14 protein-coding genes are annotated in these 13,555 nt (G+C 69.7%); all 14 read right to left on the reverse strand.

Going from position 1 to position 13,555, the window contains the following annotated elements; genetic code table 11:
* Position 1 precedes the first annotated feature (1 nt).
* The 14 genes from HGG74_RS05770 to HGG74_RS05835 all read right to left on the reverse strand — a co-directional run bounded on the left by HGG74_RS05770 (position 2) and on the right by HGG74_RS05835 (position 13,505).
* Entirely contained in the window at positions 2–1,321 is a 1,320-nt protein-coding gene (locus HGG74_RS05770; protein WP_168485386.1) for a dihydroorotase, read from the reverse strand.
* Complete coding sequence (locus tag HGG74_RS05775; protein ID WP_246262667.1) at positions 1,318–2,355, reverse strand: aspartate carbamoyltransferase catalytic subunit; 1,038 nt, start codon at positions 2,353–2,355, stop codon at positions 1,318–1,320. Before HGG74_RS05775 ends, HGG74_RS05770 begins: the two co-directional genes overlap by 4 nt.
* Positions 2,352–2,927 carry a bifunctional pyr operon transcriptional regulator/uracil phosphoribosyltransferase PyrR gene (gene pyrR / locus HGG74_RS05780; RefSeq protein ID WP_168485446.1) on the reverse strand — a complete coding sequence of 192 codons (576 nt, stop codon included), beginning with the start codon at positions 2,925–2,927 and terminating at the stop codon, positions 2,352–2,354. The genes HGG74_RS05775 and pyrR overlap by 4 nt, the downstream gene beginning before the upstream one ends.
* Positions 2,928–3,236: 309 nt before the next feature.
* The gene (nusB, locus tag HGG74_RS05785; RefSeq protein ID WP_168485387.1) at positions 3,237–3,659 is read right to left on the reverse strand and encodes a transcription antitermination factor NusB; all 423 of its coding nucleotides are present in this window, start codon (positions 3,657–3,659) and stop codon (positions 3,237–3,239) included.
* The gene (efp, locus tag HGG74_RS05790) at positions 3,659–4,222 is read right to left on the reverse strand and encodes an elongation factor P (RefSeq protein WP_168485388.1); all 564 of its coding nucleotides are present in this window, start codon (positions 4,220–4,222) and stop codon (positions 3,659–3,661) included. Before efp ends, nusB begins: the two co-directional genes overlap by 1 nt.
* A gap of 169 nt (positions 4,223–4,391) precedes the next feature.
* Positions 4,392–5,489, reverse strand: a complete 1,098-nt coding sequence (gene aroB, locus HGG74_RS05795; RefSeq protein ID WP_168485447.1) for a 3-dehydroquinate synthase — start codon at positions 5,487–5,489, stop codon at positions 4,392–4,394.
* Positions 5,490–5,497: 8 nt separating this feature from the next.
* Positions 5,498–6,037 (reverse strand): shikimate kinase, encoded by a 540-nt coding sequence (locus tag HGG74_RS05800; RefSeq protein WP_312856755.1) that lies wholly within the window; start codon positions 6,035–6,037, stop codon positions 5,498–5,500.
* Complete coding sequence (gene aroC / locus HGG74_RS05805) at positions 6,037–7,236, reverse strand: chorismate synthase (protein ID WP_168485389.1); 1,200 nt, start codon at positions 7,234–7,236, stop codon at positions 6,037–6,039. Before aroC ends, HGG74_RS05800 begins: the two co-directional genes overlap by 1 nt.
* A gap of 31 nt (positions 7,237–7,267) precedes the next feature.
* Entirely contained in the window at positions 7,268–8,203 is a 936-nt protein-coding gene (locus HGG74_RS05810) for a shikimate dehydrogenase (RefSeq protein WP_168485449.1), read from the reverse strand.
* Positions 8,203–9,441 (reverse strand): endolytic transglycosylase MltG, encoded by a 1,239-nt coding sequence (gene mltG / locus HGG74_RS05815; RefSeq protein ID WP_312856756.1) that lies wholly within the window; start codon positions 9,439–9,441, stop codon positions 8,203–8,205. Before mltG ends, HGG74_RS05810 begins: the two co-directional genes overlap by 1 nt.
* Positions 9,438–10,070: a Holliday junction resolvase RuvX gene (gene ruvX, locus HGG74_RS05820; protein WP_312856757.1), complete on the reverse strand. Its 633-nt coding sequence runs from the start codon at positions 10,068–10,070 to the stop codon at positions 9,438–9,440. Before ruvX ends, mltG begins: the two co-directional genes overlap by 4 nt.
* 3 nt (positions 10,071–10,073) lie before the next feature.
* The gene (gene alaS, locus HGG74_RS05825) at positions 10,074–12,755 is read right to left on the reverse strand and encodes an alanine--tRNA ligase (protein WP_168485390.1); all 2,682 of its coding nucleotides are present in this window, start codon (positions 12,753–12,755) and stop codon (positions 10,074–10,076) included.
* A gap of 133 nt (positions 12,756–12,888) precedes the next feature.
* Entirely contained in the window at positions 12,889–13,101 is a 213-nt protein-coding gene (locus HGG74_RS05830; protein WP_312856758.1) for a DUF6167 family protein, read from the reverse strand.
* A 20-nt stretch (positions 13,102–13,121) separates the two neighbouring features.
* Positions 13,122–13,505: a DUF948 domain-containing protein gene (locus tag HGG74_RS05835; protein WP_168485391.1), complete on the reverse strand. Its 384-nt coding sequence runs from the start codon at positions 13,503–13,505 to the stop codon at positions 13,122–13,124.
* Positions 13,506–13,555 lie beyond the last annotated feature (50 nt).

Here is a 13,555-nt window from a genome sequence, read left to right on the forward strand (position 1 = left end):
CCTACTCCGCTTCCGCGGGCAGCGGGCTGTTCAGCGTGCCCTCCAGCACCGTCGGGTGGCCCTTGAAGAAGGTGGCCACCACGCGTCCGGGCAGCTCGCGGCCGGCAAAGGGCGAGTTGCGTCCCTTCGTGGCCATTGCCGCCGGGTCCACGGTCCAGCGCGCGGCCGGGTCCACCAGGGTGATGTTGGCGGCGGAACCGGCGGCCAGCGGCTGGCCCTGGTGCGCCAGCCGGCCGATGCGCGCCGGCCGGGCGGAGGTGATCCGGGCGACGTCCGACCAGCCGATCAGGCCGGTGTCGACCATGGTGTGCTGGAGGACCGACAGCGCCGTCTCCAGGCCGGTCATGCCCATGGCAGCCTGCGCCCACTCGCATTCCTTGGCTTCGCTGGGGTGCGGGGCGTGGTCGGTGCCGATCACGTCGATGGTGCCGTCGGCCAGGCCGGCCCGCAGCGCCAGCACATCGTCGTTGGTGCGCAGCGGCGGGTTCACCTTGAACACCGGATCATAGCTGCGCACCAGTTCGTCGGTGAGCCAGAGGTGGTGCGGGGTGACCTCGGCGGTGACCTTGATGCCGCGCTGCTTGGCCCAGCGGATGATTTCCACCGAGCCGGCCGTGGAGACGTGGCAGATGTGCAGCCGGGAGTCCACGTGCTGGGCCAGCAGCACGTCGCGGGCGATGATGCTCTCCTCCGCGACGGCCGGCCAGCCGGTCATCCCGAGCACCGCCGAGACGGCGCCCTCGTTCATCTGGGCACCCTCGGTCAGGCGGGGCTCCTGGGCATGCTGGGCGATCACGCCGTCGAAAGCCTTGACGTACTCGAGCGCCCGGCGCATCAGCACCGGGTCCCAGACGCACATGCCGTCGTCCGAAAACACCCGCACGCCCGCCCGGGAGTCCGCCATGGCACCCAGCTCGGCCAGCCGCTCGCCGGCCAGGCCCACGGTCACGGCGCCGACCGGGCGCACCTCGGCCCAGCCGGCCTGGCGGCCGAGGGTGTGCACCTGCTCGACGACGCCGGCGGTATCGGCCACCGGGGAGCTGTTGGCCATGGCGTGCACGGCGGTGAAGCCGCCCAGGGCCGCGGCCCGGGTGCCGGTCTCCACCGTTTCGGCATCTTCCCGCCCGGGCTCGCGCAGGTGGGTGTGCAGGTCCACCAGGCCGGGCAGGGCGATCAGTCCGTCCGCGTCCACCACGGTCGCCCCGGCGGCGGACAGGGATGTGCCGGCGGCGCTGATGAAGCCGTTCTCAACCAGCAGGTCGGCGGCGTCGCCGCCGGCAATCCGGGCGCCCTTGATCAGGTAGCTGCCGGTGGTGCTCATGAAGCGGTCTCCTTGGTCGGAACGGGTGCCGCCGTCGGGCGGATATCGGGCAGGGCGGTGCCGGCATTGCTGCGGAACCCGCCCGAGAGCAGCAGGTAGAGTGCAGCCATGCGCACGGACACGCCGTTGCGCACCTGCTGCAGCACGGTGGACCGGGGTGAATCCGCCGCGGCGGAAGAAATCTCCAGGCCGCGGTTCATCGGCCCCGGATGCATGATGATGGTGCCGTCCAGGCCGTGCTCGTCCAGGGCGGCCAGGCGGCGGTCGTCGAAGCCCCACAGCCGCGAGTACTCGCGGGTGGAGGGGAAATACGCCGCGTTCATCCGCTCACCCTGGACCCGCAGCATCATCACCGCGTCCGGGCCCTTGGCCAGGGTCTCGTCCAGGTCGTAGCTGACCGTGCACGGCCAGTCCGCAATCCCCACCGGCAGCAGGGTGGGCGGGGCGACCATGGTCACCTCAGCGCCGAGGGTGCGCAGCAGCCACAGGTTGGAGCGGGCCACGCGGGAGTGCAGGATGTCCCCGACGATGGCCACCTTCATTCCGGCCAGGTCGGTGCCGGCCGAGGCCGTGCCGTTGATCCGGGCCCAGTTGCGGCGCATGGTGAACGCGTCCAGCAGTGCCTGGGTGGGATGCTCGTGGGTGCCGTCCCCGGCGTTGACCACCGCGGCGTCGATCCAGCCGGAGGTGGCCAGGCGCACCGGGGCGCCGGAAGCCCAGTGGCGGATGACGACGGCGTCGGCGCCCATCGCAGCCAGCGTCTGGGCAGTGTCCTTGAGGGACTCGCCCTTGGAAACGGAGGAGCCCTTCGCGGCGAAGTTGATCACGTCCGCGGAGAGCCGCTTGGCGGCGGCCTCGAAGGAGATCCGGGTGCGCGTGGAGTCCTCGAAGAACAGGTTCACCACGGTCCGGCCGCGCAGGGCCGGCAGCTTCTTGACTTCGCGGTCGGAAACGGCGGCCATTTCCTCGGCGGTGTCCAGGATCTGCACGGCGTCGGCCTTGGTCAGGTCCTGGGTGGAGAGCAGATGTTTCATTGGCTCCAGTCCTCGATCACGACCTCGTCGGCCGCGTTGTCGGTTTCGGCCAGCCGTACCCGCACCTTCTCGGCGGAGGAGGTGGGCAGGTTCTTGCCCACATGGTCGGCGCGGATGGGCAGTTCGCGGTGGCCGCGGTCCACCAGCACGGCCAGGCGCACGATCCGGGGCCGGCCCAGGTCCACCAGGGCATCCAGGGCAGCCCGGATGGTCCGGCCGGAGTAGAGGACGTCGTCCACCAGCACCACGACTTTGTCGTCGATGCCGTGGGCCGGCAGCACGGTGGGATACGGCGGCCGCGTGGGCTGGTGCTGCAGATCGTCACGGAACATGGTGACGTCGAGCTGGCCGGTGATGTCCGCGGCGGAAACGGCCGGATCCGCGGCGGCTATCTTGGCGGCCAGGCGGCGGGCCAGCGGGAAGCCGCGGCGGGGAATGCCCATCAGGACCAGGTCCTTGGACCCCTTGTTGGCCTCGAGGATTTCATGGGCGATGCGTGTCAGGGCGCGGTCGATATCCGCCTGGGCCAGAACTACGCGGGACGACAATGGCGACGTCGCCGATCCGGGCATGCTCATGGATGCCCCCTCCTTCCCCGCCTCACAGGACGGAATTTAAAGGATTTTCAGGTTGGCTGCGCTCTCAAAAGTACCACAGTGGAGGACGCCGACCCGGGCGCCTGCCGGCCCGTCCCGCACCGGAAGTGCGCAAACTCACCGCGGCGACGACACCTTGACGGCGCAGAAAGTGCCCTCTTCAGAGTTGAGAAGGGCACTTTCTGCGCCGTCAACGAACGACAACGGCGGCCCGCTACCTGGGCAGGTGGGGGCGCCGCCGGCGGCGGGACCCTTGGCCCGAACCTTATCCGGGAGGAAGAAGGTTCAGGCCAGAAGCGTCGGCTTGAGCTGCTGCAGCCGGCCGAGCAGTCCGTTGACGAAGGCCGGCGACTCGTCCGTGGAGAGTACCTTGGCCAGCTCCACGGCCTCGCTGACGGCGACCCCGTCCGGAACGTCGTCGTTGTAGAGCAGTTCCCAGGTGCCCACCCGCAGGACAATGCGGTCCACTGCCGGCATTCTTTCCAGCGGCCAGCCCTGGGAGTAGGTGGAGAGGAATTCGTCGATCTGTTCCTGCATGGCCACGACGCCCTGGACGATTTCCACGGTGTAGGGGTTGATGACCTGGTCCGTCTTTTCGCGGCGGTCACGGATCACGTCGAACGCCCGGACGGAACGCTGTTCCGCCTCAAAGAGGATGTCGACGGCGCGCCGGCGCGCCTTTCCGCGTGCGGAGGTGGGAGCACTCACTAGTCGTTGACACGTCCCAGATATTCGCCGGTGCGGGTGTCGACCTTGACCTTGGTACCGGTCTCCAGGAAGAGCGGGACCTGGATCTGGTAGCCGGTCTCCACGGTCGCCGGCTTGGTGCCGCCGGTGGAGCGGTCGCCCTGCAGGCCGGGCTCGGTGTAGGTGATCTCCATGACCACCGACGCCGGCATTTCGAGGTAGAGCGGCGTGCCCTCGTGCATGGCGATGTTGACGTTGATGTTTTCCAGCAGGAAGTTCTCCGCGTCCCCCACGGTGGCGGCCGGGACATGGATCTGGTCGTAATCCTGGGTGTCCATGAAGACGAAGTCGTCGCCGTCCTTGTACAGGTACTGGTAGTCGCGGCGGTCCACGGTGGCGGTCTCGATCTTCAGGCCGGCGTTGAAGGTCTTGTCCACGACCTTGCCGGAGAGCACGTTGCGGATCTTGGTGCGCACGAAGGCGCCGCCCTTGCCCGGCTTCACGTGCTGGAATTCGATCACGTTCCACAGCTGGCCGTCCAGGTTCAGGACGGTGCCGTTCTTGATGTCGTTGGTAGTCGCCACAGTTTCTCTTTCGGCTCTTGAAAACTTCGTTCGGTAAAGTCCAGCAACAATTCTACCTGCTGCCCCGGTTCCCTCCCGGCGCCCGTCCCCGCCGCCATCCGCGGCAAAAACCGGCCGGCGGTTGTCCGGCGGAGATCCGGCGGCCACTTTTGGGGAAGGGAGGGTGGGGTTATTCGGCGATTTCCTGGTAGGCGGCGAAGAGCAGCGAGGTGTCGGGGACTTCGAGGATCCCGGGCTTGCCCGGCCCGTCGAGCACCACGAAGCGCAGCAGGTCCCCGCGGGACTTCTTGTCCCGCTTCATCCCGTCCAGCAGGGCTGCCCAGCGGTCCTTCCGGTAGCTCACCGGCAGCCCGAGCGAGGACAGGATCGCCTGGTGCCGGTCCGCCGTCGCGTCGTCGAGCCGGCCGACCATGCGGGCGAGCTCGGCGGCGAACACCAGGCCCACGGAGACCGCGGCACCGTGCCGCCACTGGTAGCGCTCGGCCAGTTCGATGGCGTGGCCCAGGGTGTGCCCGTAGTTGAGGAACTCCCGCCGGCCGGACTCCTTCAGGTCCGCCGAGACGATCCCTGCCTTGACCGCGATGGACCGCTCCACCAGCTCCCGGAGCACTGCAGAGCCCGGGTCGCGGACGGCGTCCGGGTTGGCCTCGATCAGGTCCAGGATGGCCCCGTCCTGAATGAAGCCGCACTTGACCACCTCGGCCATGCCGGTGAGCAGCTCGTTCTGCGGCAGGGTCGCCAGCGCGTCCAGGTCCGCCAGCACGCCGGCGGGCGGGTGGAAGGCGCCGACCAGGTTCTTGCCTTCGGCGGTATTGATCCCGGTCTTGCCGCCCACCGCCGCGTCCACCATGGCCAGCAGGCTGGTGGGGATGTGCACCACCTTGACCCCGCGCAGCCAGGTCGCGGCGACAAAGCCGGCCAGGTCGGTCACGGCGCCGCCGCCCACGGCCACGATGGCATCCGAACGGGTGAAGTCGTTCTGCCCGAGCACCTGCCAGCAGAAGGAAGCCACCTGGATGTGCTTGCCTTCCTCGGCGTCGGGGATTTCGGCGGTCAGCGCGGTGAAGCCGGCCGCGGCCAGGTCCTCCCGGACCGCGTCGCCGGTGGTGCGCAGCGCGCGCGGATGGATCACCAGGACCTTGCGCACCCGCTCGCCCAGCATGCCGGGCAGCTGCGGCAGCAGTCCGCGGCCGACGACGACGTCGTAGTTTTCCGCGGGCGAACTGCCCGTGACCTTGATGACGGTCGAGGCCGCCGGATCCTGAATGCCGTTGGTCAACTGGTTTGCCTTTCAGAAATGAGTTGGGTCAGTTCCCGGACCACGTCCGCGGCGCTCTTGCCGCGGGTGTCCAGGACGACGTCGGCCAGGCGCAGGTAGGTGGGCCGGCGGCGGGTGGCCAGCTCCTGCCAGCGGGCCAAGGGGTCGCCGGCCAGCAGCGGCCGGCCGGTTTCGCGTTCGATCCGCGGCCGGACCGTGTCCAGGTCCACGTCGAGGAAGACCACGGTGCAGCCGGCCAGCAGCTGCTGGGTGCCGGTGTCCAGAACTGCCCCGCCGCCGAGCGAGACGACCCGCGGCGTCCCGTCGGCCACCAGAGCGGCCACCTCGCGCGCTTCCAGTTCACGGAAGGCATGTTCGCCAAGCGCGGTGAAGATGCCCGGAATCGGCCCGTGCCGGTCCACGATCCGCTTGTCCGTGTCGGCGAAGTCCAGCCCGTGTTCGGCGGCGAACTGCTGTCCAATGGTCGATTTGCCCGAGGCCATGGGCCCGATCAGGACCAGCGGGCGGTCCAGCCGCAGGGGCGTAGCCGCGCCCACTAGCTGCCGATCGTATCCAGCGACTGCGGAATCGCGGACAGGTAGCTGCGCAGGTTGCGCTGGGTCTCGGCCACCGAGTCCCCGCCGAACTTCTCCACCACTGCCTCGGCCAGCACCAGGGCCACCATGGCCTCGGCCACCACACCGGCGGCCGGGACGGCGCAGACATCCGAGCGCTGGTGGTGGGCCTTGGCCGCCTCACCGGTGCTCACGTCGATGGTCTGCAGGGCCCGGGGCACGGTGGCGATGGGCTTCATCGCAGCCTTGACGCGCAGCGTGTCCCCGATGCTCATGCCGCCCTCGATGCCGCCGGCACGGTTGGTGGCGCGCACGATGGTGCCCTGCTCGTCGCGCAGGATCTCGTCATGGGCCTCGGACCCGCGGCGGGCGGCGGTGGCGAAGCCGTCACCGACTTCCACGCCCTTGATCGCCTGGATGCCCATCAGTGCCGCGGCCAGCCGGGCGTCGAGCCGGCGGTCCCAATGCACGTAGCTGCCCAGTCCCGGCGGCAGGCCGTAGGCGAGGACCTCGACGACGCCGCCGAGGGTTTCGCCTTCCTTGTGCGCCGCGTCCACTTCCTGGACCATGGCGATCGAGGTCTCGGCGTCGAAGCAGCGCAGCGGGTCCTCGTCCAGAGCAATCACGTTGCCGGGGCCCGGCAGCGGGCTGCCTTCGGGCACTGCCACCCGGCCGATGGCGACGGTGTGGCTGACCAGTTCGACGCCCAGGGCCTTCAGGAAGTTGGCCGCGACGGTGCCCAGAGCCACCCGGGCCGCGGTTTCGCGGGCGCTGGCGCGTTCAAGCACCGGCCGGGCCTCGTCGAAGCCGTACTTCTGCATGCCGGTGAAGTCCGCGTGGCCGGGACGCGGACGCGTCAGCGGGGCGTTGCGGGCCAGGCCTTCGAGTTCGGCCGGATCGATCGGATCCGCCGACATGATCTGCTCCCACTTGGGCCATTCGGTGTTGCCGACCTCGATGGCGACCGGCCCGCCCTGGGTCAGGCCGTGGCGCACCCCGCCGATGATGGTGACCACGTCCTGCTCGAACTTCATCCGGGCCCCGCGGCCGTAGCCCAGCCGGCGCCGGGCCAGCGCGCCCTGGATATCCGCGGCGGCAAGCTCCACCCCGGCAGGGACACCTTCGATAATTCCAACCAGAGCCGGCCCATGGGATTCACCGGCTGTCAACCAACGCAACATGTGATCAATACTGCCATGTTCCGGCGGTGCTTCACCGCCGGGCCACTCCTACGGCGTCACACATCACATTGGTGACCGCCGCCGGGTCGCGGAAGAGCGGACCGCTGAACAGGCGCACCTGCTCCACTGCCTGGTAGATCAGCATTTCGATCCCGGCCACGATCGTGCCACCGCCGGCCTGCCAGGCGGCGGCAATCCGGCTCGGCCACGGATCGTAGGCGGCATCCAGCAGCACCTTCCCGGCGTGGCCACGGCCGTCGGGCAGGATGCCGGCGGCCGCCAGCTGGTCGGCGACCGGGTCCGCCGCGCGCGGGGGCAGCGTGGACACCACAATGTCAGCTGTGCCCAGGCAGGCCGCCGCCTCGTCCAGCGGGCGCACCCGGAAAGGCAGGCCAAAGCCGGCGGCCAGCTCCGCCAGTCCCGCCGCCTTCCGGGGATCGCGCAGGCAGACGGTCACCGCCGCGGCGCCGAGCTCGGCCAGTGCGGCCACGGCGGCCGCGGCGGTGCCGCCGGCCCCGAGAATGGCGGCATGGGCGCCGGCCGGCGCCCCGGCATGGCCCAGCGCGCCCACGATGCCGGCGACGTCGGTATTGTGCCCGCTCAGCTGCACGCTGCCGCCGCCGTCATGGGAGATAACCACGGTGTTGAGCACGCCGAGGCGCTCCACCAAAGAGCTGACCTGGTCCATGTGGGGCACCAGGGCTGCCTTCAGCGGCATGGTCACCGACAATCCGGCCCAGCAGGGCGTGCCGGAGGCGGCACGCAGGTCCGCGACGAAGCCTGCCGCGGCCTGCTCGGTCAGGTCCACCGCCTCGTAGCTGCAGTCGAAGCCCAGGTGGGCATAGGCGGCCCGGTGCAGGACCGGGGACTTTGAGTGCCCGATCGGATGGCCCAGGACCGCGGCCCGGTACTTCGGTGCCTGCCCCGGCCGGGCGGCGGGCACCGGGTGTGCTGCCGGTCCGGGCATCAGCTGCACCGGCCGTCCTCCTGCTTCGCACACCAGTCCAGGTATTCGCGGGTGTAGGAATTGTGCTCGGCCAAGGTCTCGGAGAATTTCGTCTCACCGGTGTCCAGGTTGACCGTCACCCAGTAGTAGTACGGGACATCCTTGGGGTTGGCCGCCGCGTCGATCGCCGGCCCGCCGGGCGAGTTGATCGGGCCTGCGGGCAGCCCGGGATGGGCGTAGGTGTTGTACGGGTTGGACTTGTCCGCCTTTTCCTCCGGCGTGATGTCGTAGCTCTTGCGGTTCAACCCGTAGGTCACCGTCGCATCGGACTGGATCAGTCCGGACGTCTCGGTGTTGTCCGGCTTCAGCCGGTTCATGATCGCGCCGGCCACGGTAGCGTAGTCGGCCTCCCCGGCCTCGGCTTCGACGATGCTGGCGATGGTCAGCACCCGGAACTGTTCGTCCGGGTCGGTGATGCCGTCCGCTTCCAGACGCTCGAGGGTGTTGCCTACCATCTCCTTGAGGATGTCCTCGGCGGTGGCGTCGAGCGGGAACCGGTACTCGCCCGGGAACAGGTAGCCCTCCAGGTTCCGTGCCTGCGGGGGCAGGCCCAGCGCCTGCGGGTCCTGGGCCAGTTTCTCGAATTCGGAGACCGGGATCTGCGTGCCCTTGGAGAGGGCCTCGAAGATCTCGTGCTGGCGCAGCGTGCGGTTGACGGCGGCATACGCCACCTTCGATCCGGCATCGGCCAGCAGCACCTCGGCCGCGTCCCGGGCCGGCATCTCCAGCCGCAGGGTATAGGTCCCGGGCTGGACCTCGCGGCCCTGCGCCAGGCTGGCAAGCTCCTCCAGGAACACCTCGCTGGAAGCGACGATCTCCCGCTCGGTCAGGTCGGAGGCGATGGCAATCGGGCCGGCGCCCTGCTCGACCGTAAACGTCACTTCCGCCCCGCCCGGGCCGGCAAAGTCCTTGGGCTCGTTCATGCCCAGCAGGTTCTGCAGGGTGAGCACCATGCCCACCAGGCCGGCGGCGAAGACGCCGAGGACCGAGAGCATGATCAGGTTCCGGCGCCGCCGGCGGCGCTGCCTTGCCGTCAGCTTCTTGTTCTTGACGGCGCCCGCCGACCGGCGCGAATGGCCCGCCGGCGCGGAGCGGCGCATCCTCGCGGCGCGCCGCTGGCGGTACAGCAGGTCCAGCCCCTCGTCCGGGCCGGCTTCTGCCACCCGGCGGCGCTGCTGCCTGTGCTGGGATCCGTTCACTCTGTCTCCCCTGCGCGGTCCTGTTCTTCCTCCGACAATCCGGGTCCCTCCTGTCCGGCGCCTGGGGCACCGTCCCTCGCCCTGTCCCGGCCGTGCGCCGGGGGTGCCTGGACGGGGCTGCCGACATCCCGACCCAGTGACCGCTGCATGTCGATCGCCTGCTGCAGGATCTGGACGGCAGCGGCCTGGTCCACAACCTTGCGGTGGTCCCGGCTGCCCACACCGGCTGTGTGCAGGGAGCGGTGCGCCGCAACGGTGGTCAGGCGTTCGTCTACCAGATTAACCGATACCTGCAACCCCTCCGCAGCCAGCGCTCCGGCCAGACGCGCAGCGTAATCCCTGGCCATCCGGGTGGATTCCGATTCCCCGCCTTTGAGGGTCCGGGGCAGGCCCACGAAAATCTGGACGGCCCCGCGTTCCCGGGCCTCGCGGACCAGCACCTTGATGTCGCTGTCCTTGCGGGCGTCGCGCTTGAGGGTGCGGATGGGGGTGGCCAGGATACTGTCCGGGTCGCTGCCGGCGACCCCCACCCTGGCCATTCCCACGTCCACGCCCAGCCGGACGCCCTGGGGAGGACCGGACGGCAGGTGCTGCGGACCGGCCGGGTCCGGCACTCCGTGCACTGTCACCGGCTAGCCCCGGTTGGCAACCGCGCCGGCGATCGCCCCCAGGGCGTCGGCGACCTTGGCCGGGTCGCTGCCGCCGCCCTGGGCCACATCGTCCTTGCCGCCGCCACCGCCGCCGAGCACCCCGGCGGCCAGCTTCACCAGCGCCCCGGCCTTGACGCCGGTGCTGCGGGCGGCCTCGTTGGTGGCCACGATGACCAGCGGCCGCCCGTTCGCCGCGCCGGCGACGGCCACCGCCGCCGCCTCGCTGCCAAGCCGGCCGCGCAGGTCCAGGGCCAGCGACCGCAGGTCGTCCGCCGAGCCGACCTGGCCGGCGTCGTGCGTGAGCAGGCGTACGCCCGCCACGTCCTTCGCGCTGCTGACCAGGGACGCCGCGGAGGCGGCCAGCCGCTCCTTGCGCAGCCGGTCCAGTTCCTTCTCCGCGGCCTTGAGCTTGGCCAGCGTCCCGGCAATGCGCTCAGGCAGCTGGGCGGAGGGTACCTTGAGCATTTCGGACAGCTCGGCCACCAGGGCACGCTCGGCGGCCAGGTGGCGGAAGGCGTCCAGGCCCACCAGCGCCTCCACGCGGCGGTTGCCCGAGCCGACCGAGGCCTCGCCCAGCAGGGTCAGGCTGCCGATCTGGCTGGTGGCGTCCACGTGGGTGCCGCCGCAGAGTTCGCGCGACCAGGCGCCGTCGATCTCCACCACGCGCACGGTGTCACCGTAGGCCTCGCCGAACAGGGCCATGGCGCCGAGCGCGCGGGCCTCGTCCAGCTTCATGATCCTGGTTTCGACCGGGAAGTTGTTGCCGATGGCAATGTTGGACACTTCCTCGATCTCCGACTTCGCGGCGTCGCTGATGCCCTCGCCCCAGGCGAAGTCGAAGCGCAGGTAGCCGGCCTTGTTGAAGGAGCCGCGCTGCAGGGCTTCGGGGCCGAGGATCTGGTGCAGGGCCGCGTGGATAATGTGCGTGCCCGAATGGGCCTGCTCGCCGGCGGCCCGGCGCTGCTGGTCGACCGCGGCCAGCACACGTGCGCCGGCGGGCAGCTCGCCCTCGCGCACCACTGCCTTGTGCACGCTCAGGCCCTTGACCGGCCGCTGCACATCCAGCACCTCGACCACGAAGCCGTCGCCGGTGATAAGTCCGACGTCGGCGGCCTGGCCGCCGGCCTCGGCGTAGAACGGCGTCTCGTTGAGCACCAGCTCGATCTCGTCGCCCTGGCCGGCCAGGTCGACGGCGGCACCGTTGCTGACGATGCCGCGGACGGTGGACTCGGTGGTCAGCTCGTCGTAGCCGGTGAAGACGGTCTCGCCGCCGGCCAGCAGGTGCTTGAAGACGCTGGTGTCGGCGTGGCCCGCCTTCTTCTCCCGGGCGTCCTCGCGGGCGCGGGCGCGCTGCTCGGCCATCAGCTTCCGGAAGCCCGCCTCGTCCACCTTCAGGCCCGCTTCCTCGGCCATTTCCAGCGTCAGGTCGATCGGGAAGCCGTAGGTGTCGTGCAGGGTGAAGGCGTCTTCGCCGGAGAGCGGCTTGTTGGCGGCCTTGGACTCCTTGACGGCGTCCTCGAGCCTGGCGGTGCCGGAGGCGATGGTGCGCAGGAAGGCGCGCTCCTCGGCGTAGGCAATCCGGCTGATCCGCTCGAAGTCGGCCTCCACCTCCGGGTAGGTGCCCTTCATCGCGTCCCGGGAGGCCGGCAGCAGCTGCGGCAGGCAGGCTTCCTCCACGCCCAGCAGGCGCATCGCGCGCACGGCCCGGCGGATCAGCCGGCGCAGCACATAGCCGCGGCCTTCGTTGGAGGGGGTCACCCCGTCGGAAATCAGCATCAGGGCCGAGCGGACATGGTCGGCGACCACGCGCATGCGCACGTCGTCGGCGTGGTGCGGGTCGTCATCGGTCTCGGCGCTGGTGTACTCCTTGCCGGACAGCTCCGCGGCCTTGTCCAGGACCGGGCGCACCTGGTCCGTTTCGTACATGTTCTCGACACCCTGCAGGATCATGGCCAGGCGCTCCATGCCCAGGCCGGTGTCGATGTTCTTCTTCGGCAGCTCGCCGAGGATTTCGAAGTCTTCCTTGCCGGTGCCCTCGCCGCGCTGGTACTGCATGAACACCAGATTCCAGATTTCCACGTAGCGGTTGTCGTCCGCCGCCGGGCCGCCCTCGGCCCCGTAGGCCGGACCGCGGTCGTAGAAGATTTCGGAGCAGGGGCCGGCCGGACCGGGCTGGCCGGTGGACCAGTAGTTGTCCTTCTTGCCGAATTTCTGGATCCGCTCGGCCGGCACACCGACCTGGTCGCGCCAGATGGTCAGGGCCTCGTCGTCGTCCTTGTAGACGGTGATCCACAGCTTCTCTGCGGGCAGACCGTATCCGCCGGCCTCGACCGGGGTGGTCAGCAGCTCCCAGGCCATGGCGATGGCTTCTTCCTTGAAGTAGTCGCCGAAGGAGAAGTTGCCGCACATCTGGAAGAAGGTACCGTGGCGGACGGTCTTGCCGACCTCCTCGATGTCCGCGGTGCGGATGCACTTCTGGACGCTGGTGGCCCGGGTGTACGGCGGGACCTCGCGGGCGGTCAGGTAGGGAATGAAGGGCACCATGCCGGCCACGGTGAACAGCAGCGACGGATCAGGGGAAACCAGGGACGCCGAGGGCACCACCTGGTGGCCCTTCTTCTCGAAGAAGTCGAGCCAGCGGCGGACGATCTCGTGGGACTTCATGGTGCCTAAAAACCCTTCTGGTGGACCCTGCCCGGCCGGTGCACAGGCGGGCGGGGGAAACTCGCGGAAAATTCGATGGGCCGGGCCGGCGTCACGCGCCGGAGGCTGTACGCGGCAGGAGTGCCGGGGACGGCTAGTTGTCCACGCCGAGCGCGGCCCGCAGGTCCGCCTCGCGTTCCTGCATGCCGTCACGGACGGCGTCGGCGAAATTGGCGATGCTGTCCGCGAGCGAACCGACGGCGCGGTTCAGACCCTGGGGGCCGAAGGTTTCCTTGGCCTCGGTGAGCTTCCGGACGGCCAGCACGCCGATGGCCACCCCGGCGGCCATCCAAATGATTCTCTTCACATTCATTCCTTCCGGCCGTATCAGCGGCTGCGGCGGCGCTTGCCTTCGGGCGTGCCCTTGGCCCCCGAGGTGAATGCGGACCGGACGCCGTAGGAGAACGCGGCGATCTTGATCAGCGGGGAGCCCAGCGTCGAGGCCAGCAGGGACGACAGCGCGGAGACGTTGGCGGTGGTGTCCGAAACGTTCGCAGCGATCCCGTCCACCTTGCGCAGCTGCTCGTTGGTGGTGGTCACGGTGGTGGTCACCTCCTCGATCAGCGGGGTGGTGCCGTCGCTGATGGAGCGGATGGCTCCGCGGAGCTCGTCAAAGACCTTGCCGAGTTTCCAGACCGGAATGGCCAGCAGGGCCACCAGCACCGCAAAAACGCCCGCGGCGATGAGACCGGCGATGTCGCCACCTGACATGGGTGGTCTCTCCTTCGAATTAGTCTTCGGTTCGGCTTCGGTACAGCTGT

Source organism: Arthrobacter mobilis (genome assembly GCF_012395835.1).
Classification (GTDB): domain Bacteria; phylum Actinomycetota; class Actinomycetes; order Actinomycetales; family Micrococcaceae; genus Crystallibacter; species Crystallibacter mobilis.